Source organism: Afifella sp. IM 167 (assembly GCF_020144925.1).
Classification (GTDB): Bacteria; Pseudomonadota; Alphaproteobacteria; order Rhizobiales; family Afifellaceae; genus Afifella.
On the sequence record NZ_NSLC01000014.1, the window covers coordinates 41,991 to 63,974 of the forward strand.

A 21,984-nucleotide genomic window follows, 5' to 3' on the forward strand; every position below is an offset into this window, starting at 1 on the left:
CATGCTGAGCGAGACCGTGCACGAGACGAGAAGCGAGGCGCGTCCCACAGCGACGGTGCTGCTCGTCGATGACGACCGCGCAGGCCTCCTGGCCGTCGGCAGCCAGATCGAGCAGCTTGGCTATCGCGTCACCACCGCGACCAACGGGGCGGAGGCCTTTACGCTCCTGCGCGAGGATCCTTCCTGCGCCGACGTGGTGATGACGGATCGGATCATGCCGATTCTGGACGGCATGGGTCTGACACGGCGGCTGAAGCGGGAGCGCGATACGCGCAGCATTCCCGTCATCATGCTGACCGGAGCCTCCGAAGAGCAGGATGTCAGCGGCGGGATCGAAGCGGGCGCCTTCTACTACCTGACCAAGCCGCCCTCCGAAAAGCTGATGGCCGCCGTCCTCAGTTCGGCCCTGCAGGAAGTCGCGCGCCAGCGGAAGCTGCGCAGCGACCTCATGGATCATCAGGCGGCCTTCAAGAGTATGCAGGTCATGCGCTTCAAGCTGCGCATGCCCGAGGAGGTGGAACCGGTCGTCAGCATGCTCGCCAGCATGCACGAAAGGCCCGATCGGACCATTCAGGGCATCTATGAGCTGGTTCAGAACGGCATCGAGCACGGCGTCCTGCGTTTCGGATTCAAGCGCAAGGCGGAGCTCCTGCGCGAGGGGCGCTGGCAGGAGGCGCTGATGGAGCGAGCTCATGATCCGGCTTACGCCGATGGCTGGGTCGAGGCGACGGGCATGCGCCGCGAGGACGGCATCTATGTCAGCGTCAAGGACAACGGACCGGGCTTCGACTGGCGTGCCTTCCTCATCTCCGATCCGAGCCGTGCTGCCGCGCCGTGCGGCCGGGGCATTTCGCGGGCTGCGACCTTCGCCTTCGACCGTCTGACCTACGACGGCAGCGGCAAGCAGGTCGTCGGCTATGTCGCCAATCTTCCGAGGCTGAGATGGTAGCCATCAAGGCTCCCGGCCGGATGCCGCGATTGCCGAGTGCGAAGCTGCCTTATCTGGTGATGATCGCCATCGCCGGGCTGATCGTCGTGCTCACGGGCTGGTATGCGCGCTTCTACTATAAGGAGCAGAACGCGCTGTTCTTCCAGGAGACGCAGCTCGTCCAGAAGTACATCCGCGTCGAGGCGGATGCGGTCATCGTCCGGCTCAAGGACGCTGCCGCATTCATCGCCAGCGACGCGGAAGACAAGATCTCCGCCAAGCTCGAGGTCGCCTCGCGCAAGCCGGTCTATATGAGCGACCTTGGCTATGTCCGCAGCACCGCCCCGGACAGGCCCGTCTCGCTTCTCGGTCAGCCCTCGATGATGCGTGGCGTGCGCTCCGCCGTACTGGAGCTGGAGGAGAGGCTATTCACCAGCGAAGGCCTGGTTTTTGCCTTCTCGCCGATCGAGCATCCCGGGCTCTTCCCGGATCTCGGCGAGGATTCGATCGTGATGGCGCAGGCGCTGCAGAAGGATGCCGCAAATTCCGGCAGCATCCTCGTCTACGCGGTCATCGACCTCAAAGCGCTCGTCCGTGACGTATCGGCATCGCTGACGCACGGCCACATCGTCTCCGTCTCGTTCAGCAGCTTTCCCCAAGACGTCACATACGAATTTCCGCCGCCGAAAAGCATCCAGCCCTTTCCTCCGAAGACGGTCACGTCGCCGGCGACGATCGCTGCCAACCTCACCCTTTTCACCAAGGTTCGCCAGTCGACCAGCGACTTCCTCTCGCTGATCGTCATGATGGGCGGGCTCTTCCTGATCGGGCTGGTGGCGGCGACTCTCGGCTTCCTTTTCATTCGCGACCAGCGCGCCTCCCAGCGCCAGCTCAAGGCGGCGTTCGCCGACGCGACGCAGGCAAGCGAGGCCAAGACCACCTTCCTCGCCAATATGAGCCACGAGATCCGCACGCCGCTCAACGGCGTCCTCGGCATGGCCGAACTTCTCTCGCGCACGGAGCTTTCGGCCGACCAGCAGCGATATGCGGACCAGATCAAGGCCTCGGGCAGCGTTCTTCTCGCGATCCTCAACGACATTCTCGATATCGCCAAGATCGAGAGCGGCGAGATCGCCATCGATCCCGTGCGCACGCGCCTGCCCTCGCTTCTCGTGGACATAGCGACCTTCTATGCGCCCTCCGTGCAGCAGAAGGACATCGCCCTTCTGATCGATCTCGACCCGGCTTTGCCGGAAGTCGTGGAAGTCGATCCCACGCGTCTGCGTCAGATCGTCAGCAACCTTCTTTCCAATGCGCTGAAGTTTACCCATCAGGGAGAGGTCATCCTCGCCGGACGGTTGCAGACCTACGATCCGCAGAGCCGGGAGGCGATCGTGGAATTCTCCGTCGCCGATACGGGTATCGGGATTGCCGACGCCAGCATCGGCCGTCTCTTCTCCCGCTTCTCGCAGGCGGAGGACAACACCACCCGCCTTTACGGTGGCTCCGGTCTCGGCCTGTCGATCTGCAAGGAGATCTGCGAGTTGATGGGTGGCTCGATCGGGGTCCGCAGCGAGGAGGGAAAAGGCTCGACCTTCTCCTTCGCGCTGCCGCTGCCTGTGGTGGAAGCTGCGCCGGCGCAATCGCCGCTCTCAGTGCGTGCCGCTCTGGTCTCCTCCTCGTCCTCTCTGGCCGACATCCTCAAGCGCGGACTGGAGGCACGCGGCGTCAGCTGCGACTGGTTCATTCCGACCGTCGATGTGGCCGAGCGGATCGCCAGGGCGCAGGCCGGCGGCGACTGGTTCGACATCCTCCTCCTGGATCAGGGCACGCACATCCGTCAGGCGCTGGAGGTGCAGGCGCGCGCGCATGCCATTTCAACGCTGGCGGGCGTCCCCTGCATCGTCCTCGGCAACCAGGAGGCCAATCCCCGTTACCCCGATTTCGACCAGGCGGTGATCAAGCCTTTCGACAGCCGGGTCCTCGTGAAGACCATTCATCGCTTCGTCGGGGCCACCGGCGCCGATGAGACGGAAGCGGTCGCCGGTCCTGTCCGCCCGCACCATCCGCGCTTCGAAAGGCGCAAGGCTCTCCTTGTCGACGACAACAATGTGAACCTTCTCTTCGGCGACGAGGTGCTCCGCACGCTCGGCTTTGAGGTCGAGCAGGCAAATGACGGCAGGAAGGCCGTCGATCTGGCGCGAACGGGCCGTTTCGACGTCATCTTCATGGACTGCCAGATGCCGGTGATGGACGGCTACGAAGCCGCCAGCATCCTGCGTCGCGAGATGAAGGGCGGACGCATACGCACCGTTCCGATCGTCGCCGTTACCGCAAATGCCCTCAAGGGCGACCGCGAGAAGTGTCTCGCCGCGGGCATGGACGCTTTCGTCACCAAGCCGATGAGCGTGGCCGATCTGGAGGCCGTCCTGCAGTCTTTGGAGGGGCTGGCGCCGGCCCCCGAGGCGGCTGCCACCACCAAGGAAAAGGAAGTCGAAATGAACCAGCCCACCCGAGGCGACGCCCCCGCCGACCAACGCCCATTCTATGGCAATGTGCCCAAGCCGCGCCCGGCGGCGAACACCCAGACGGCCCCCGCCGCGGCGTCACGGCCCGCCCCTCAGGCCGCCAGCGCGCCGGCTCCTGCGTCCGCTCCCACGCCCGCAGAGCCTTCCGCTGCTTCCCGGCCGGCGCCTGCGGAACGGTCGAAAGTCCCGCTGATCGACATCGCCGCATTCAAGCGGGCGCGTGCTTCCATCACGAAATTCGAGACGCTCGTCTCCTTCTATTCCAACGATACGGCCGAGTATCTGGAGACCATCCGCGCGGCGCTGGCGAGCGGGCGCATCGAGGACGCGGTCATGCCGGCCCATACCATCAAGAGCTCCAGCCAGATCGTCGGAGCGTCGGCCCTTGCCTATCTCGCCGAGGCCTTCGAAAAGCGCGCCCGCACCGGCGGAGAGGCGAAGGTGAAGGAGCTGAATACGCTGCGCCTCCATATGGAGCGCGTCTTCCCGGCGACGATCGAGGCGATCCGCAAGATGATGGAAGAGGGAGCGAAGACGCACAAGGCGGCCTGAGCGGCCAGGGCGCCCGGTGGCCAGCGGAGCGGGGGCAGGGCGCCTGCCCCCGACGCCGCGGCTTCCTAGTCCATATGCAGGCCGCCGTTGATGTCGATGATCTCGCCGGTGATGAAGCCGGCATGCTCGGAAGCCAGATAGCCGACGAGATGGGCGACTTCCTCGGCGGCGCAGAAGCGGCCGACCGGAATTTCGCGCAGCAGCGCCTGCCTCTGCTCCTCCGTCAGCTGCTCGGTCACCATCGGCGTCAGGACATATCCGGGCGCAAGGCCGTTCACCGTCACCCCGAAGCCGGCCGATTCGCGCGCCAGCGAGAAGGTGAGCACGCCGAGGCCTCCCTTTGAGGAGACATAGGCGGTGCCGGCCGTGAGCCCGCCCGTCTTGATGCCCAGCGAACAGATGTTGACGATGCGGCCCCAGCCGCATTCCTTCATCCCGGCCAGGAACTCCCGCGCCATGTAGAAGGCGCCGTCGAGATTGACGGCCATCACCTTGCGCCATTCCTGCGGCGAGGTCTCGACCGCCTTGTTGTTGGACAGGATGCCGGCATTGTTGACCAGCACCGAGACCGGGCCATGCTCGGCCTTCAGCTTGGCGGCGGCCTTCGCCACCGCTTCGGCGTCGGAGACGTCGAGCCCGATGGCGATCACCTTGGAGCCGAGCTCGGAGGCGAGCGGCTCCATCGCCTCGGCCTTCAGGTCGACGGCGGCGACGCGGTAATCGTTCGCCACGAAATGGCGCACGATGGCCTCGCCGAGCGTGCCGGCGGCTCCTGTGACGACCGCAAGCCGGTTTTCATCGCGCAACATCTTTTCCTCCTGCCTGTGGGGTCTCGGCGGGGGCGGTGCCCTGGCCGAAAATCTCATTGATGGTTCGAAGCGCCTGCGCGGCGAGTGCGCTCGGCTCGTCGAAATGCTCGCGCCAGATCGCCAGCGTGTCGGCATGCTCTGGCGCCAGTCGGCTTCGGGCGAAGGCCTCCACGCCGACGAGACCGTCATAGCCGGCGCTTACCGCCGGCTGCGCCATGCGCTTCAGGTCGAGGCTGCCCTGGTCGAGCCGGCCACGATGGCTCTGGTCGAGCTCGAAATAGCACAGCCGGTCCATCGCCGCGGCGATGGCAGCGACGGGATCTGCTTCCTCGATCGCCAGATGAAACGTGTCGAGGTGCAGCCGCACATTCGGCCGGTCCACGAGATCGAGGTACTCCAGCCCCTGCTCGACGCAGTTGAGCATGTTGGTCTCGTAGCGGTTCACCAGCTCGATGCCGAGCGTGATGCCCATCGCCTCGGCGGTCTCGGCAACCATGGCCATGCTCTCGCTGCTGCGCAGCAGCTCTTCGCGCGCGCTTGGTCGCGTCGCCCGCACGAGCGGGGCGTAGAGGACACCGTTGATCTGGCGCGAACCCATGTCGCGTGCCAGGCCGAGGACGCGGTTCAGATGCTCCCTGCCGCGCCGGCGTGTCTCCGGATCGGCGCTGCCGATATCGCTGGCGGGCGGGATTCCCGCCGAATTCAGCGGGGTGACGCCCGCCGCCTCGAAGATCCTGGCAAGCGCCTGTGGTCTCAGACGGTCGGGATCGCGCAGCGGCAGGACGAGGCAGTCATAGCCGATCTCGCCGGCCGCCGCGACGACGTGGCGGACGCTTTCCGGCTCCGGATCGGCAGACCAGACGGCCGCGTGGATCGCGGTTCTTACGTTTCCCAAGAGGGCTCTCCCTGATCGCGTGGCAGCAAGGCCGTGGATGAGCCTCTTGCTATATGTAATCGGTTACGGCAGACAAGACCGAGTTTTCGGAAAGTCGTGAAAGTGAACGCAAATGGCCCCGACAACCGATGGATTTGCCCCTGATCCGCTGCCCGGCCGCCGCGCGGACCTGATCTGCATCGGCCGCGGAATCGCGGATCTCTACGCCGATCAGCTCGGCGGGAGGCTCGAGGACGCGATCTCCTTCTCCGCCTATGTGGGCGGCAGCGCCGGCAACATCTGTATCGGCGCGACCCGGCTCGGCCTCGCGACCGCAATGGTGCTGCGGGTCGGCGACGACCATATGGGCCGGCTGGTGCGTGAAACGATGTCACGTAACGGCGTCGACACACGTCATGTCATCACCGATTCGGCGGCCCCTACGCCGCTCTGCATCCTCGGCGTGCGCAACCGCAGCGCCTTTCCGCGCGATCTCTTCACCCAGGGCGGCGCCTATCTGCAGCTGACCGAGGAGGATCTCGATCCCGCGCTCTTCAAGGACGCGCGCGCCGTCCTCATCAACGGCTCCTTCTTTGCTTCCGAGAGCCTTCGCCAGGTGTGCCGCCGGGCGCTCGCGCTCGCCCGCGAGCACGGCTGCGCCACCGCTCTCGATATCGATTACAGGCCGGCCCTGTGGGGTCTCGTCGGGCACGGTGCCGGCGAAGCGGCCTTTGTCGCCTCCGAGGAGGTCTCGGCCCATTTCGCCGCCTTCCTGCCCGATTTCGATCTCGTCGTCGGAACGGAGGAAGAGATCGCGATCGCCGGCGGCGCCGCAGAGAGCTTCGCGGCCGTGCGCAACATCCGCGCCATGACCGAAGCGACAATCGTCCTCAAGCGCGGTCCTGCCGGCTGCGTCGCCTTCCAGGGGCCCATCCCGGACGATCTGGAGGACGGCCTTGTGGTGCCGGGTTTCCAGGTTGAGGTGATGAATACGGCCGGGGCCGGGGACAGTTTCATGGCCGGCATGGTCAGCGGCTGGCTGCAGGGCGAGACGCTGCGCGAGAGCTGCCGGATCGCCAATGCCTGCGGCGCCATGAACGTCGCCCGTCATGGCTGCTCCGATTCCGCGCCGAGCCGCGCCGAGGTCGCGCATTTCATGGAGGCGGGGGGAATTCTGCGGCCCGACGCCGATCCTGAACTGCGCCGTCTGCACCGCTTCGTCGCCCCGCAGGCAAAGCCGCTTCCATCCGAGATTCTCGATCTGTCGGCCTGCGGCGATCTCGCTGCTTCAGGTGGGGCCGCCCTTCAGGCCTTTCTGCGCCGTGCCGCGGCAGAGGCGGTGCGCGACGGCCGCTTCAACGCGCTCATCTGGCCGGCGACGCAGGAATTCGGCTCGCTTGCGGAGACGACCGGACTTGGCTTCTGGATTGCCCGCGACCTCGATGCGATGCCGGGATTTCGCGGCGGCGTGGCGGCGATGCGCGAACTCGTCACCTGGCCGCGCGAACACATCCTGCGCCTGAGACTGAACGGCGGCGAGGATGCGGCGCGGCTTGCCGATCTCGCCGGTCTGGCGCTGGCCGCCGAGCAGACCCGGCACGAATACGTGGTCGATCTCAGCCAGGCGGAGGACGCCGGGCGTGCTGCCGAAGCCGCGCTGAAGGCGGGTCTGCGGCCCGAATGGTGGCTTCTGCGCGCCGGCGCGCCGAAGGAAGCTGAAGCCGGGGGCATGATCCGCGAGGCCGGCGCGGCCGGGCGCGGCATTGCAGCCTTCTCCGCTGCGGACCTTGAGCGGGGCGCCGCCATCGGCGCCCTGGCGCGTCGATGGGTTGCTGTCGGGCCGGAGGGATCGCCCGTGCTGGAGGAGGACCTTGCGGGTCTCCTTGGCGCCGACGCCCGCCTGCCGGAAACGCTCTAGGCTTTGCGTCTGGTCGGCCGGCCTGGTTTCCTCAGGTCCGTGTCCGGGCCGGCGGCGGGGCGGTGGAATCTCGCACCACGAGATCGGCGCTCACCAGAAGGGAATGGACGAAATTCTCGCCCTTCAGCTGGGCGACGAGCGTGTCCGCGGCGAGGGCGGCCATCTCCGACCAGGCGACCCGCACGGTCGTCAGCGCCGGCTTCAGGTGCCGCGCCCATTCCAGATCGTCGAAGCCGGTGATCGAGATGTCTCCCGGCACGTCGAGCCCCATCTCCGCCGCCTCGATCAGGGCGGCGAAGGCCTGCACGTCGTTGTGGCAGATGATCGCCGTTGTGGTCGGATCGCGCGCAATGAGCTCGCGCAGCCCGGATCGCGAGGCATCCATGCTGTAGCGGCAGACGCAGATGCGCTCCGGCGGCAGATCGAGCCCCGCCGCGCGCAATTCCTGGCGAATGCCCTCCAGCCGCAGCTTCGCCCTATCGCTTTCGCCCGGATCGCCGCTGATGACCGCTATCCGGCGATGGCCGAGATTGAGGAGGTAGCGCGTGATCCGGCCCATCTCTCGGATATTGTCGAAACCCACATTGGGGTGCTCGGAAGCGGGATCGCGGACGCTCGTATTGACGTAGGCGATCTCGCGGCTTTTCAACAGATCGTAGAGTTCCGGCCGGTGCTCGGCTCCGACGAGCATGACGCCGTCGACGCCGTGGCGGGCGAGCAGGCGGATCTGCTCCAGTTCCGCGTCCCGGCTGAAGGCGGAAAGCGCCACGACCACGTTGTAGCCGTGCATGCTGGCCCGCTGCTGCAGGGATTCCACCTGTTCGGCGAAGATCGAGTTCTGGATCGTCGGAATGACGATGCCGAGCGTACGCGACTGGTGGGACGTCAGGGCGCGGGCGGCACTGTGGGGAATATAGCCGAGCCGGTCGGCAACCTCTATGACCTGCCGCCGGCTTGCTTCGCTGACGCTTGCCGGGTCATTGAAAGCCCGCGATACCGTGGCGGTGGAAAGGCCGGCCACTCTCGCCACGTCGCGAATGCCGGGAGAGACGGAGGCCCTTCGGCCGCGTTGCGCCTTCTTCTGCGAAATCTGCTCGGAATCTGCGCTCATGAGCCAACTTCTTTGCACCGGTTACACCAGAAAGCCAAGCTAGGCGCCGCTGCTTGTCCCCTTCAAGACACGATACCACAGGCGGGTCCGAGCATTTGTCCGCAATCGACATTAATCATCCTGGGGCAATTTCCGCGGAAATCCGGCGTTTAGGCCGCATATTGTCGAGGCGGCAGAGGCAAACTCCGCCGCCCCGGCGTCCGCGGCTGTTCCGCGGCACGGCGACGAAAGCCGGCATGGTTGACAAGAAACTGTCACCGGTTACACAGTGGTTCAAACGCCGCGATCCGATCGTAAGGCGAGCCCTGTTTGTGGTGGCGAGATGGTCGCCTCAGCGGGCAATATGATAGGGAGGAGAAAGGCTTGGGGCAGTCTCGCATCAAGATCGGCCCCGAGGCGGTGGCGGCAGCAGCGCTGTTCTTCGTGCTTCTGTGCCTGATGACCGCCCAGGTCGTGCTGCGCTTCGGTTTCGGTATCGCGGTGAGCTGGCTGGAAGAGGTCATCCGCCTCGTCTTCGTGTGGAGCGTCTATTCCAGCTTCCTGGTCGCGGCGATCGACGACAGCCATATCCGCGTCTCGCTCCACATTTCACTCCTGCCGCCCCGCTGGCAGAACCTGGTGCTCGGTCTCGCCGATCTTGTCTGGGTCGGCTTCAACTCGGCCATCATCTACGGCGCCTGCGTCTACTCCCTGTCGCTCATGCAGTTTCCCTATCGCATGCCGACCACCGGCGTGAATCTCCTCTGGGCGTTCGCGATCGTGCCCGCCGGTTTCTTCATTCTTTCCCTGCGCGTGCTCTGGAACATCCGTCTGCGGGCCCGTGGAGAGCTGCAGACCTCCTTCACCCAGGCGGAGATGTGAGCCGCAGATGAGTCCAGCTCTCGCCATCGCGCTGACCTTCGTGGCGGCCACGCTCCTCGGTGTGCCGATCGCCATCGGGCTCGGCCTTGCCGCCCTTGTCGGTCTTCTCTCGGCCGGCCTGCCGATCGAATATCTTGCCCAGAACGCCTTCAGCGCCATCGATTCCTTCACGCTGATCGCCATCCCGATGTTCATCCTCGCCGGGGCGCTGATGGAGCGCGGGCGGCTGACGCACAGTCTCATCGCCCTGTCGCGTGCCTTCGTCGGAAATTCGCCCGGCGGGCTCGCCACGGTGACGGTGATCGCCTGCGCCCTCTTTGCCGCGATCACCGGATCGGGGCCCGCCACCACCGCGGCGATCGGCTCCATCATGATCCCGGCGATGATGAAGGACGGCTACGGACGCAGCTTCTCGGCCGGCCTTGCCGCCAGCAGCGGCGGCCTCGGAGTGGTGATTCCGCCCTCCATCCCGATGATCATCTACGGTATCACCGCCGAGGCCTCCATCACCGGCCTCTTTGTGGCCGGTGTCGTGCCGGGCCTTCTTCTGGCGCTGTCGCTCTATCTCACCTCCAAGGTCATCTGCAGGCGGCGCGGCTATGGCTCGCAGACCGCAAGCGACGCCCCGGAAGGCGGTATTCGCGCGGCGATCTGGGAGGCGAAATGGGCGCTGCTCGCGCCGGTGATCGTCCTTGGCGGCATCTATTCCGGCGTCTTCACCGTCACAGAAGCCTCCGTCGCCTGCGTGCTCTACGCCGTCATCGTCGGCGTCTTCATCAATCGTGCGCTCGATTTCCCGGGCTTCCTCGATTCCCTGGTGAAGACGGCCAAGATCGCCGGTACCGTGCTGATCATCCTTTCGACGGGCCTCGTCTTCGGCCGCATTCTGGCGCTGCACCAGATTCCGCAGGAAGTCTCCGGCTTTCTCACCGCGAACGTCACCAGCCCGGCGATGCTCATCATCCTGATCACGCTGCTGCTGGTGTTCATCGGCATGTGGATGGAGACGATCACCCAGATCGTCATTCTGACGCCGCTGCTGCTTCCGGCCGCGGTGGCCGCCGATCTGCACCCTCTGCAGTTCGGCGTCATGTTCGTCATCGCCTGCGAGATCGGCTTTCAAACACCCCCGCTCGGGGTCAACCTATTTGTCGCCGGCGAAATCGCCTCGGCAAAGCTGGAAGAGGTGTCAAAAGGCGCCCTTCCCTTCGTCGTGACGCAGATCATCGTGCTGTTGCTGGTCGGTTTCTTCCCCGCCATCAGCCTTTGGCTGCCGTCGCTGTTTGGCTACGTGAATCTCCAATAGGGAGGAAGAGAAATGCTAGTCAGAGCACTGGCGTTCGTGCTGGCCCTTGCCTGCACGACCCTGCCCGCACTTGCGCAGGAATACACGATCCGTCTGTCTCACGGAGACAACGAGACCAACCCCACGCACATCACCGCTCTCAAGTTCAAGGAGCTCGTCGACAAGTACTCTGACGGCAAGATCGCCGTGCAGATCTTCCCGGCGAACCAGCTGGGCAGCGAAGAGGAAGTGATCCGCGCGGTCCGCAACAACACCATCCAGGCGCAGATTCCTGCGATGGCCAACGTCCACCCCGTGGCGCCATCCGTCGGCGTCCTGCTCCTGCCGTATCTCTTCTCCAACAGCGAGGAAGCCCATGCCGGGCTCGACGCGCTGCTGCCGGCGCTCAACGAGCATGTCACCAAGGAAGCGGGTATCCGCTTCGTCGGTATCCTGGAGAAGGGCTTCCGCGTCCTGACCAACTCCAAGCGGGCGGTCGAGACGATCGATGACCTCAAGGGTCTGAAGATCCGCGTCCCGCCGAACGAGATCAGCATCAAGACCTTCCGCTCCTGGGGCGTGGAGCCGGTGCCGATGGGCTGGGCCGAGGTGTTCACTGCCCTGCAGCAGGGCGTGATCGACGGCCAGGAGAACCCCTACACGACCGCCGTCACCTCCAAGTTCTACGAGATCCAGAAGTACATCACCGAGGTGCACTACCAGATCTGGACCGGCCCGCTCCTCATCAGCGAGGCCTTCTATCAGAAGCTCTCGCCGGAGCTGCAGGACGCGGTCGACCGGGCCGGCCTGGAAGCCGTCCAAGTCGGGCGCGAGGCGAACGCCGAGCAGACCGCCGAAGCGATGGCCTTCCTCAAGGAGCACGGCATGACGCTTTCCGGCGCTCCGCAGGACGAGGAAAAGTGGCGCGAGGCCGCGCGCGGCATCTGGGGCGATTTCTACGCCAATGTCGGTGGCGAGGAATGGGCCAACCAGGCGATCAAGATCGTCGAGGACGCCGTCGCCTCCAAGTAAGCCTGCCGGACTGAGAAAAGACGCTGGGGGCGGCCCGAAAAGGCCGCCCCTTTTTCGTGCCGGAAATGCCCGGGAGGGCGAAAGCCGTCTCGGGGCAGGGCGGTTCGCCCCGGCCGGGCGACCTCCGGCGGTGAAGAAAATCGCGGGAAATGCGGGCGATCGGCCCGTCAGCTCTGGCTGCGGATGACCGGATGGTGCGGTGGCAGCCCGTTCTGCACCCGGCGCAGGTTTTCCGCGACGACGCGCGCGCCGCTGCGCGGGTCGGCGCTGGTGGCGATGTGCGGCGTCATGATGAGGTTCTCCGCCTCCCAGACGGGATGGTCGGGAGGGGGCGGCTCCTCGCGCAGGACATCGAGCGTGGCACCGGCGAGGTGGCCCCGGCGAAGGGCGGCGAAGAGATCGGCCTCCACCAGCTGCGCGCCGCGGCCGACATTGATGAAATGGCTTGCCGCCGGCAGACGGGCAAAGAAGGCGGCGTCGTAGAAGTCCCGCGTCTGCGAGGTGAGCGGCAGGACCCCGACGAGGATGTCGTTGCGGGCGAGGAAGGCCTCGAGGCCGTCGAAACCGTGGAAGGTGCGCACGCGCGCCAGCGATTTTTCGCTGCGCGACCAGCCGGCGACATCGAAGCCGAACGCAGCGAGCGCCTCGGCGATCGCGCCGCCGAGGGCGCCGAGGCCAAGCACGCCCACCCGGCGCTCGCCGGCGGGCACGCGGCGCATTTCCTCCCAGCGGCGCTCCCGCTGGTGACGGGCGAAGACGTCGAAGCCGCGGTGATAGTGCAGCACCGCGTGCAGGACGTATTCGATCATGCCCGCCTTCTGGCCGGGCTCGATCAGCCGTGCCACCGGAAGATGCGCCGGGATGCTGGTATCAGCGGCGATCTGGTCGCTGCCGGCGCTGAGAAGATGCACGCATTTCAGGTTCGGGAAGAGCGCGAAGGCTTGCGGCGGGATCCGCCAGACAAGCAGGGCGTCGATCTCTTTCGGGTCGCCGAAATCCGGCCATACTCGCAGCTCGGCCTCCGGCAGCTCGTCGGCGAGGGCCTTGCTCCAGGCGAGCGGATCGCCGGTATCGCTCTGGAAAACGATGCGCACGGCCTAAAGGGCGGCGGTCGCGATGATCTCCACGCGGAGGCCGTCGTCGGCAAGGCGCACCTCGCCGCAGGCGCGGGTCGGCGGGTTCTGAGGATCGATCCAGGCGTCCCAGACTTCGTTCATGCCGTCGTAATCGTCCATGGTCTTCAGCCAGATCGTCGCCGAGACGAGCCTGGAGCGGTCCGAGCCGGCCTCGGCGAGCAACGCGTCGATGCGCGCCAGTGTCTGCTGCGTCTGGGTGCGAATGTCGGCGCTGCGATCGTCGGCGACCTGGCCTCCCATATGAACGAGACCCCCGGCGATGACGGCACGGCTGCGGCGGCTGTTCGGGTCGATGCGTTTCATCTCTGTCTTTCTGTGTCTGGATGCGACGGGTGCGCGGCGAAGGCCGGCGGGTCGAAGGCGGTGATCTCGGGCGGCTCGCCGCGGAAGGGTTCGATCTCGACGAGGCAGGATTGCGCGCTCGGCCCTTGCGCGAGGCGGGAAGTGCCCTGGTCGCGGGTCAGCACGTTCGGATTGCCGTGCTTGTCGAGGCTGTCGGGCGCGGAAGGATCGACGGGATCGTACCAGGCGCCGGTCGAGAGCTGCACGACGCCGGGACGCAACGCATCGGAGAGATGGGCGGCGGCCAGGCAGGCGCCGCGAGCGTTGAAGACACGCACGATGTCGCCCTCGGCGATGCCGCGGGCGGCGGCGTCGTCCGGGTGGATGCGGATCGGCTCGCGGCCGCGGACCTTGTGGGCGCGCGAATGGCTGCCGCTATCGTACTGGCTGTGCAGGCGCGTGCGCGGCTGGTTGGAGAGGAGATGCAGGGGGAAATCCGACGCCGCCGCGCTTCCCAGCCATTCGTGCGGCGCGAGCCAGGCGGCGTGGCCGGGGCAGTCGTCGTAGCCGAAGCCGTCGATGGTGGCGGAGAAGAGCTCGATGCGGCCGGACGGCGTCGGCAGCGGATTGCCTTCCGGATCGTCGCGGAACGCATCGAGCAGCACCGGCCCCTTCGCCGGCGCCGGCAAGAGGCAGAGGCCGGCGCGCCAGAAGCTGTCGAAGTCCGGCAGGTCGAGGCCGGCCGCGCTTCCGCGCTGGCGGGCGAGCCCGTAGAGGTGGCGCAGCCATCCCTCCTCGTCGCGGCCGTCGGTGAACGCCTCTCCGGCGCCGAGGCGCTCGGCAAGGCCGGTGAAGATGGCGAAGTCGTCGCGCGCCTCGCCCGCAGGCTCGGCGACGCGGTGCGAGGCGGCGACGAAGCGGTCGCGGCTGGCTGCGGTGATGTCGTTGCGCTCCAGCGCCGTCGTCGCCGGAAAGACGATGTCGGCGTGGCGGGCGAGCGGGTTCCACCAGGATTCGTGCACGATGATCGCCTCCGGCCGCCGCCAGGCGCGGCGCAGGCGGTTGAGGTCCTGGTGGTGATGGAAGGGATTACCGCCGGCCCAGTAGACGAGGCGGATGTCGGGATAGGTGCGGCTCTGCCCGTTGAAGTCGTAGGCCCCGCCCGGCGACAGCAGCATGTCGGCGATGCGGGCCACCGGAATGAAGTCGGAGACGGGATTTTCGCCCTGCGGCAGCGACGGCCACGACATGGCCGGTACGGTGTTGCCGATGCCGTTGACGGAGGCGTAGCCGAACCCGAAGCCGCCGCCCGGCAGCCCGATCTGGCCGAGCATGGCGGCAAGCGTGATCGCCATGAAATAGGGCTGCTCGCCGTGATCGGCGCGCTGCAGCGACCAGGCCATCATGATGAAGGTGCGCTTGCCGGCCATGCGGCGGGCGAGGGCGCGGATCGTGTCGGCCGGGATGTCGGCGAGGGCGGCCGCCCAATCCGCGTCCTTGGCCACGCCGTCGGTGCGGCCGAGGAGGTAGGCCTCGAAGCGGTCGTAGCCGACGGTGTGGCGGTCGAGGAAGGCGCGATCGGCGAGGCCCTCGATGGCGAGCGTGTGGGCAATGCCCAGCATCAGCGCGACATCGGCATTGGGGCGGATCGGCACCCATTCGGGCGCCGGATCGCCCACCGTATCGTCCCGGATCGGACTGACGGAGACGATTTCGGCGCCGTTCGCCTGCGCCGCGGCGACCGATTCGGCGACGATATGGCGGGAGATGCCGCCGGAGGAGACCTGGGCGTTCTTGAGCGGGGCGCCGCCGAACATGACGACGAGGCCGCTTTCGCGGGCGATCACGTCCCAGCCCGTGTGGCCGGAGACGAGGCCGCTCTTGTCGCCGATGACATGCGGCACGATCGTGTCGGCGGCGGCGTAGGAATAGTTCTGTACCGAGCGGGTGTAGCCGCCGATCACGTTGAGGAACCGGTGGATCTGGCTCTGCGCATGGTGGAAGCGCCCGGCGCTCGCCCAGCCGTAGGAGCCGCCGTAGATGGCGCCGTTGCCGTGCTGGCGGCGCACGCGCTCAAGCTCGGCCGCGGCGAGATCGAGCGCCTCGTCCCAGGAGACCTCCACGAAGGGCTCCCTACCGCGTCCCTCGCCGCCGGCCGAAAAGCCCTTCTCCAGGAAGGAGCGGCGCACGGCGGGCCGCAGGATGCGGCTCGCATTGGTGAGCGCATCGATCATGGAATTGGCGATCGGCGAGGGATCGGGATCCTCCGCCAGCGGATCGAGCGCCGCAAGGCGTCCGCCCTCCCAGCGGGCACGGTAGGTGCCCCAATGGGTGGCGACGGTCGGCTTTTCGGGCTCAGGCAGCATGGCGCAGGATCCTATCGACGAGACGCCCCCATGGTAGGCCGCGCGGCGGCTATGGCCAGTCGCCGGAGCGGGAAGGCGGCTCTTCCGGCTACGGCAGCAGAACGATCTGGCCGGTGGTGCGGCGGGCGGCGAGCGCCCGCTGCGCCTCGGCCGCGTCGGAGAGCGGGAAGGTCTGGTTGATGTCGGGGTGCACGATGCCCTTGCGCAGGGCGGCGAAGAGGTTTTCCGCCGTTTCCAGAAGGTCCGCCCGGTCGGCGATGTAGGGGAAGACCTGCGGACGCGACAGCGAGATGCATTTGGGCGCGAGCACGGCGATGTTGACCGGCGGCACGGCGCCCGAAGCGTTGCCGAAGCTGATCAGGCTGCCGAACTTCGCGACCGCCTTGAGGGAGGTCTCGAAGGTATCCTTGCCGACGCCGTCGTAGATGATGCGGCAGCCCTTGCCGCCGGTGATGTCGGCGACGCGCTCGGCCACGTCCTCGCGCGTGCTCACGATGACCTCGTCGGCGCCTGCCGCCTTGGCGAGCTTTGCCTTCTCGTCGGAACCGACGGTGCCGATGACGGTGGCGCCGATGGCCTTCAGCCAGGCGGTGAGAAGGAGGCCGACGCCGCCGGCCGCGGCGTGGACGAGAATGGTGTCGTCGGGGGCCGCGACCGCCGTCTTGTGGACGAGGCGCTCCACCGTCATGCCCTTGAGCATGAGCGCGGCGGCGGTCTCGTCCGCGATGTCGTCCGGGAGCGGCACCAGCCGGTCGGCCGGCATGACGCGGCGCTCGCTGTAGGAGCCGGGGGCGGTGGTGACGTAGGCGACGCGGTCGCCGACCTTGAGATCGCCGACGCCGGGGCCGAGCGCCTCCACGACGCCGGCGGCCTCCATGCCGGGCGTGCCCGGCAGGGTCATCATCGGATAGGCGCCCTCGCGGACGTAGATGTCGATGAAGTTGACGCCGATGGCGGTGTGGCGGAGCGCGACCTCACCTTCGCCGGGAGCCGGATCGTCGCGCTCGCGCCATTCCAGCACCTCGGGTCCACCCTTCTCGGTCTGGATGATCGCCTTCGACATGTGAAGCCTCTTCGTTTTCTCGGTTTTCGGGAAGTGCCGCTCAGGCCCGGCTGGGACGCTGCAGGTTCGGCACGCTGCCCGGCTTGGGCGGCGGGCTCCAGGCGCCGATGAGGCGCCAGGCGAAGCCCAGATGCTCGCGCTGCAGATAGGCGAGGCGGTCGGCGTCGCGTGCCTTCAGGGCGCCAAGCAACTCCCTGTGCTCGCCGGCGGCGGCCGTCCATTCCTGGGTGCTCATCACCGCCAGGTAGCGGATGCGATAAAGGCGGATGTTGAGATGGCTGTGCATCTCGATCAGCGTCGGATTGTGGGACGCGGCGACGATGGAGAGATGAAAGCCCTGGTTGGCGGCGAAGTAGCCCGCCCGGTCCTCCTCGGCGAAGGCCTGCCCCATCACATCGTCGTAATGGGCGACGCGCAGGATGTCGGCCTCCGTGGCGACGCCGCAGGCGATGCGGCCGCCAAGCGATTCCAGCTCGGTATAGACCGTCAGCATGTCGGCGATCTCGGCGTCGCTCGAGTGGACGACGACGGCGCCCTTGTTGGGCGTGAGATCGACGAGCCGTTCCATGGCGAGGATCTTGAGGGCGTCCCGGAGCGGCGTGCGGGAGACGTTGAGCTCCTCGGCGATGCGGCGCTCGCGGATGCGCTCTCCGGGCTTCAGGCGGTCGTGAATGATGAGGTCGCGGATATAGTCGGCAACCTGCTGGGGCAGGGGCTTCGGCGCCACGACAGGCGCTGCGCCGGGCCGGGAAAGAAGCCGGAGATCGGTGCTGGTCTCGTCCATCGGCAGATCCTGGCGCTCCTCGTCCGCAAATTCGTGTCCCGGGCCGGAACGCTCTCCCGGGCCAGGGCCGAAGGGCTTTCTGCCGGCGGCCGGCAGATCGGATTTCTCCTTCTAAACCGGGTCGCCGTGCCCTTTCTGAACGTTTTTGGCATACAATATTGACGGATGGCATGCAATACGCCACGTTGACCGCACCTTGTCCCCTGGATCGGAAAGGCAACGATGCGCGAGAGCGGTTCCCCGCCCTGTCAGCCCCGCCCCGAGACGCAGTTGAGCCGGCTCGGCCGGCCCGCCGCGCATCCCGGGCCGGTCAATATGCCGCTCCACCGCGCCTCCACCATCGTCTTCGACACGGTCGCGGAGCTGGAGGCGGCGAAGGCCGCGCGCTTCGACAAGGGAACGATGTTCTACGGCCGCTTCGGCACGCCCGACGTCTTCGCTTTCGAGGGGGCGATCGCGACCCTGTCGGGCGGCGTGGGCACGGTCGCCGTGCCCTCCGGCCTCGCCGCCTGCGTTCTGCCGCTCGTCGCCTTCCTGAAGCCGGGCGACCACGTGCTGGTCACCGACAGCGTCTACGAGCCGGCGCGTACCAGCCTTCAGGCCTTCATCGCCCGCAGCGGTGTGGAGGTGAGCTATTTCGATCCGCGCGCCGGGGCACAGATCGCCGGGCAGATGCGGGCGAACACGCGCCTCGTCTATCTGGAATCGCCGGGCTCGCTCACCTTCGAGGTGCAGGACCTGCCGGCGATCGCGGCGGTGGCGCGCGACAAGGGCGTCCTGACCATGTGCGACAACACCTGGGCCTCGCCGCTTTACCTGAAGCCGCTCAGTCTCGGTGTCGACCTCGTGGTGGAGGCGGCGACGAAGTATGTGGTGGGCCATTCCGACGCCATGATCGGCACGGTGACGGCAGCGGATGCGGCGCACCACCGGCTGCTTCGCCAGGCGGCGAACTGGCTCGGCTACCGTATCTCTCCCGACGACGTCTATCTCGCCCAGCGCGGCCTGCGCACCCTCGCCGTCAGGCTGGAGCGGCACTACCGCACCAGCCTCGATCTCGCCGCCTGGCTGGAAGGCCGGCCCGAGGTGCGGCGCGTTCTTCATCCGGCTCTGCCGTCGCATCCCGACCATGCCCTCTGGCGGCGGGACTTCTCCGGCGCATCCGGCCTCTTCGCCGTCGAGCTGGATACCTCCAAGGCCGGCGCCACGATCTTCGCCGAGGCGCTGCAGCTCTTCTCCCAGGGCTTTTCCTGGGGCGGCTATGAAAGCCTCGTCCTTCTCACCGATCCGGCACACGCCCGCACGGCGACCCGCTGGGACGGCCAGGGCACCCTGGTTCGCCTCTACGCGGGGCTCGAGGACGCTGAGGACCTGAGGGCCGATCTTCAAGCCGGCCTTGAGCGGCTGAAAGCCTTCACCAACGGGTAGCGGCGAGGGAGCGAGGCTCCCGGGACTTCTGCCTGCAACAAGCAAAGGGGAACGTAATGAAGACAGGAATTGCAGGGTTTGCGGCCCGACTGGCCGCCGCCGCCGTCCTCGGGACGAGCGTGCTCCTCGCCGCGACGCCGAGCCGGGCGGCGGAGAATCTGGAATGGGCAGCGGGCTCGCCGGGCGGCAGCTGGTTCACCATCGTGACCGGCCTCGCCAACATCGTCATGGAAGAAAATCCGGACATCAAGCTGCGCGTCGTGCCGGGCGGCGGCCGCGACAACCCGACCCGCATCGAGAGCGGCATCAGCCAGATCGGCATGGGCATCGACTTCCTGGCCGCCGCTGCGGCCAAGGGCGAGGATCCCTACGACCGCAAGCACGAGACGCTGCGCTCGCTCGGCGGCACCTGGGCGCCGGCCGAATTCCATGTCATCGTCCCGGCCGAGGACGAGCGTCCACTCGCCGAAATCCTCGCCGACCCGTCGATCCGCATCGGCACCTCGCCGCGCGCCACCTCCGAGGAGCTGACGCTGCAGCGTGCGCTGAAATTCTACGACAACTCCCCGGAGAAGATCTCCGAGGCGGGTGGCACGCTGATCAACGGCACCTACACCCAGCTCATCTCCGCCTTCCAGGACGGGCAGATCGATGTGCTTTGGGGGGCGGGCAGCGCTCCGACCGGCATCGCGCTGGAGACCGAGACGGGCCGCCGCACCGCCAAGCTCATCCCCTTCGGCGACGACCTGATGACCTATCTCTCCGACACCTACGGCTACGGCAAGGGAACCATCCCGGCCGGCTCCTACGAGAAGCTGCAATCGGGCGAGGGTGCCATCCCCGTCACCACCATGGAGGCGCTCATCCTGATCTCGTCGAAAGTGTCGGAGGAGACCGCCTACACGATCACCAAGACGCTGATCGAGAACCGGGACCGCTTCGGCAACATCTACAAGGTCCTCGGCCGCTACGACCCGAGCATTGCCTGGAAGAACCAGCCGGTGCCGCTGCATCCGGGTGCCGAGAAGGCCTACAAAGAACTCGGCTTCATGAACTGATCACCCGGGAGCGCCCGCCTGCGGGCGCTCCTCCTGCGCAGCGGAGGGGTGAAGCATGCGTGAGATCAAGGGACCGATCGGCGTCGCCATCGCCGGCTGGCTCGGCACCATGGCGGCCGTGCAATTCTACTTCACGGGCTTCGGCTTCCCGGAGCCTTTGAAGCTCGCGAGCCTGCATCTCATGTTCGCCGTGCCGCCGATATTTCTGCTCTATCCGGCCTTCAAGAGCTCTCCGCGCCACCGCCCCAGCGTCTTCGACGCGGTCTTTGCCGTCGCCGCCTTCCTGCCCAGCCTTTACATCTATCTCGATCCAAACCGGGTCTACGACCGCAGCGCCTTCATCGATCCGCCGATGCTGATCGAGACGATCCTCGGCACGATTATCGTCGTTCTCGTCCTGGAGGCCGTGCGGCGGGCGCTCTCCATCGCGCTCTCCATCCTGACCGGCGTCGTCATCCTCTACATGTTCGTGTGCCACCTCCTGCCGGGGGTCTGGTATTACCGTGACCTGCCCTACGGGCAGATCGTCGATATCCTCTACCTGATGAACGGCAGCGGCCTTTACGGCCAGCTCACCGGCATTTCCGCGACCATCGTGGCGGCCTTCCTCGTCTTCGGCGCGTTCCTGCAGACCAGCGGCATGGGCCGCCTGTTCATGAATCTCGGCACCTTCCTCGCTGGCCGCTACAAGGGCGGCCCGGCGAAGGTGGTCGTGGTGGAATCCGGTCTCTTCGGCATGACGAGCGGCTCCTCCGTCGCCAACGTGGTGGTCACCGGCTCCGTCACCATCCCGGAAATGAAGCGCATGGGCTTTCCGGCGGCGATGGCCGGGGGCATCGAGGCGGCGGCGAGCGTCGGCGGGCTCATCATGCCGCCGATGATGGGCGCGGCGGCCTTCGTCATGGCCGAGATGATCTCCGTGCCTTACGTGAACATCATCGCCGCCGCCTTCATCGGCGCAATTCTCTACTATCTCGGCATCTTCGTTGCGGTGCATTTCCAGTCGAAGCGGCTCGGCATCGCCTCGCTGCCGAAGCACGAGATCGCGACCTGGCGCGACGTCCTCACGGACATCCATTTCGTCATCCCGATCGCCGTGCTGCTGACGCTGATGATGATGCATTTCTCGCCGTATTTTGCCGCCTTCTGGGCGACGATCGCGGTCGTCCTCACGGCCTGGCTGCGTAAGCACACGCGCATGGGGCCGGGCAAGATCCTGTCGGCGCTGGTCGATGCGGGAAGGACGATCTGCGTTATCGCGGTGGCCGTCGCCGCCGCCGGCATGATCACGGCCGCGCTCACCAATACGGGTCTGCTTCTCGCCTTCACCGGCATCATCAAGGGGCTCGCGGGCGATTCCACCTTCCTCCTGGTGGTCTTGGTCGCGGCGAGCTGCCTCTTCCTCGGCATGGGCGTGCCGACGACGCCGGCCTACATCATCACCGCCGCCATCGGCGCGCCGATCATCGCCGAACACGGCATGGCGCCGCTCCTGTCGATCCATCTCTTCGTGCTCTATTTCGCCGTGCTGGCCGACGCGACGCCACCGGTGGCCGCCGCCTCCTATGCCGCTGCGGCGATCGCCAAGGCGAATCCGATGATGACCGGATTCCATGCCTTCCGCATGGCCGTCGGCGGCTTCATCGTCGGCCTCGCCTTCATCTATGAGCCGGCGATCACCCTGAACGGCACGCTCTACGAGATCGTGACGGCGACGGCCGCCATCTCCAGCGGCATCGTCCTCATCAGCCTCGGCTATGTCGGCTACACCGATGGGCGCCTGCCGTTCTGGCTGCGCGTCATCCTCGTCGCCGCGGGCATCGCCTGCGCCCTCTATCAGGGCGTGCCGGAACTCTATCGCGCCCTCTTCGGCTTCGCCCTCGTGGCGGCCGTCATTTTAGGGGGGCGACGCTACTTCGCCGCCACGGCCGAACGCCAGCCGTCGGCCGAACTCAAGAACGAAGCTTAG

17 protein-coding genes are annotated in these 21,984 nt (G+C 66.9%); 9 read left to right on the forward strand and 8 right to left on the reverse strand.

Translation table 11 applies throughout. The features are described 5' to 3' along the window. The first annotated feature begins 1 nt into the window (after position 1). Both CLD20_RS19420 and CLD20_RS19425 read left to right on the forward strand, forming a co-directional pair. On the forward strand, positions 2-949 hold the full coding sequence (locus tag CLD20_RS19420) for a response regulator (protein WP_224408331.1): 948 nt from the start codon (positions 2-4) through the stop codon (positions 947-949). Positions 950-978: 29 nt separating this feature from the next. Further along, the gene (locus tag CLD20_RS19425) at positions 979-4,008 is read left to right on the forward strand and encodes a hybrid sensor histidine kinase/response regulator (protein ID WP_224408332.1); all 3,030 of its coding nucleotides are present in this window, start codon (positions 979-981) and stop codon (positions 4,006-4,008) included. Positions 4,009-4,073: 65 nt separating this feature from the next. On the opposite strand, the gene CLD20_RS19430 is transcribed toward CLD20_RS19425, so the two are convergent. Beyond that, on the reverse strand, positions 4,074-4,817 hold the full coding sequence (locus CLD20_RS19430; RefSeq protein WP_224408333.1) for an SDR family NAD(P)-dependent oxidoreductase: 744 nt from the start codon (positions 4,815-4,817) through the stop codon (positions 4,074-4,076). Beyond that, complete coding sequence (locus tag CLD20_RS19435) at positions 4,804-5,712, reverse strand: sugar phosphate isomerase/epimerase (protein WP_224408334.1); 909 nt, start codon at positions 5,710-5,712, stop codon at positions 4,804-4,806. Before CLD20_RS19435 ends, CLD20_RS19430 begins: the two co-directional genes overlap by 14 nt. A gap of 112 nt (positions 5,713-5,824) precedes the next feature. On the opposite strand from CLD20_RS19435, the gene iolC reads away from it, so the two are divergent. Next, the gene (gene iolC / locus CLD20_RS19440) at positions 5,825-7,609 is read left to right on the forward strand and encodes a 5-dehydro-2-deoxygluconokinase (RefSeq protein ID WP_224408335.1); all 1,785 of its coding nucleotides are present in this window, start codon (positions 5,825-5,827) and stop codon (positions 7,607-7,609) included. A gap of 31 nt (positions 7,610-7,640) precedes the next feature. Here iolC and CLD20_RS19445 read toward each other — a convergent pair whose 3' ends face one another. Next, on the reverse strand, positions 7,641-8,720 hold the full coding sequence (locus tag CLD20_RS19445) for a LacI family DNA-binding transcriptional regulator (protein WP_224408336.1): 1,080 nt from the start codon (positions 8,718-8,720) through the stop codon (positions 7,641-7,643). 363 nt (positions 8,721-9,083) lie between these two features. Between CLD20_RS19445 and CLD20_RS19450 the strand changes: the two genes are divergently transcribed. Genes CLD20_RS19450 through CLD20_RS19460 form a run of 3 tightly spaced genes read left to right on the forward strand, consistent with a single transcriptional unit; the run spans position 9,084 to position 11,898 of the window. Beyond that, positions 9,084-9,581 (forward strand): TRAP transporter small permease, encoded by a 498-nt coding sequence (locus CLD20_RS19450; protein WP_224408337.1) that lies wholly within the window; start codon positions 9,084-9,086, stop codon positions 9,579-9,581. 7 nt (positions 9,582-9,588) lie between these two features. Further along, positions 9,589-10,887, forward strand: a complete 1,299-nt coding sequence (locus CLD20_RS19455; protein WP_224408338.1) for a TRAP transporter large permease — start codon at positions 9,589-9,591, stop codon at positions 10,885-10,887. Positions 10,888-10,899: 12 nt separating this feature from the next. Next, complete coding sequence (locus CLD20_RS19460; RefSeq protein WP_224408339.1) at positions 10,900-11,898, forward strand: TRAP transporter substrate-binding protein; 999 nt, start codon at positions 10,900-10,902, stop codon at positions 11,896-11,898. Positions 11,899-12,065: 167 nt separating this feature from the next. Here CLD20_RS19460 and CLD20_RS19465 read toward each other — a convergent pair whose 3' ends face one another. The 5 genes from CLD20_RS19465 to CLD20_RS19485 all read right to left on the reverse strand — a co-directional run bounded on the left by CLD20_RS19465 (position 12,066) and on the right by CLD20_RS19485 (position 17,529). Continuing rightward, on the reverse strand, positions 12,066-12,992 hold the full coding sequence (locus tag CLD20_RS19465) for a glyoxylate/hydroxypyruvate reductase A (RefSeq protein ID WP_224408340.1): 927 nt from the start codon (positions 12,990-12,992) through the stop codon (positions 12,066-12,068). 3 nt (positions 12,993-12,995) lie between these two features. Further along, entirely contained in the window at positions 12,996-13,337 is a 342-nt protein-coding gene (locus CLD20_RS19470) for a RidA family protein (RefSeq protein WP_224408341.1), read from the reverse strand. After that, positions 13,334-15,682 (reverse strand): molybdopterin-dependent oxidoreductase, encoded by a 2,349-nt coding sequence (locus CLD20_RS19475; protein ID WP_224408342.1) that lies wholly within the window; start codon positions 15,680-15,682, stop codon positions 13,334-13,336. Before CLD20_RS19475 ends, CLD20_RS19470 begins: the two co-directional genes overlap by 4 nt. An 88-nt stretch (positions 15,683-15,770) precedes the next feature. After that, positions 15,771-16,745, reverse strand: coding sequence for a quinone oxidoreductase (locus CLD20_RS19480; RefSeq protein WP_224408343.1), 975 nt, complete (start codon positions 16,743-16,745; stop codon positions 15,771-15,773). Between the two features lie 40 nt (positions 16,746-16,785). Next, the gene (locus tag CLD20_RS19485; protein ID WP_224408344.1) at positions 16,786-17,529 is read right to left on the reverse strand and encodes a GntR family transcriptional regulator; all 744 of its coding nucleotides are present in this window, start codon (positions 17,527-17,529) and stop codon (positions 16,786-16,788) included. 222 nt (positions 17,530-17,751) lie between these two features. Between CLD20_RS19485 and metC the strand changes: the two genes are divergently transcribed. The 3 genes from metC to CLD20_RS19500 are packed head-to-tail and all read left to right on the forward strand — an operon-like array spanning position 17,752 to position 21,984. Then, on the forward strand, positions 17,752-18,957 hold the full coding sequence (gene metC, locus CLD20_RS19490) for a cystathionine beta-lyase (protein WP_224408345.1): 1,206 nt from the start codon (positions 17,752-17,754) through the stop codon (positions 18,955-18,957). Between the two features lie 56 nt (positions 18,958-19,013). After that, positions 19,014-20,015: a TAXI family TRAP transporter solute-binding subunit gene (locus CLD20_RS19495; RefSeq protein WP_224408346.1), complete on the forward strand. Its 1,002-nt coding sequence runs from the start codon at positions 19,014-19,016 to the stop codon at positions 20,013-20,015. Positions 20,016-20,070: 55 nt separating this feature from the next. Continuing rightward, positions 20,071-21,984: a TRAP transporter fused permease subunit gene (locus CLD20_RS19500; protein ID WP_224408347.1), complete on the forward strand. Its 1,914-nt coding sequence runs from the start codon at positions 20,071-20,073 to the stop codon at positions 21,982-21,984.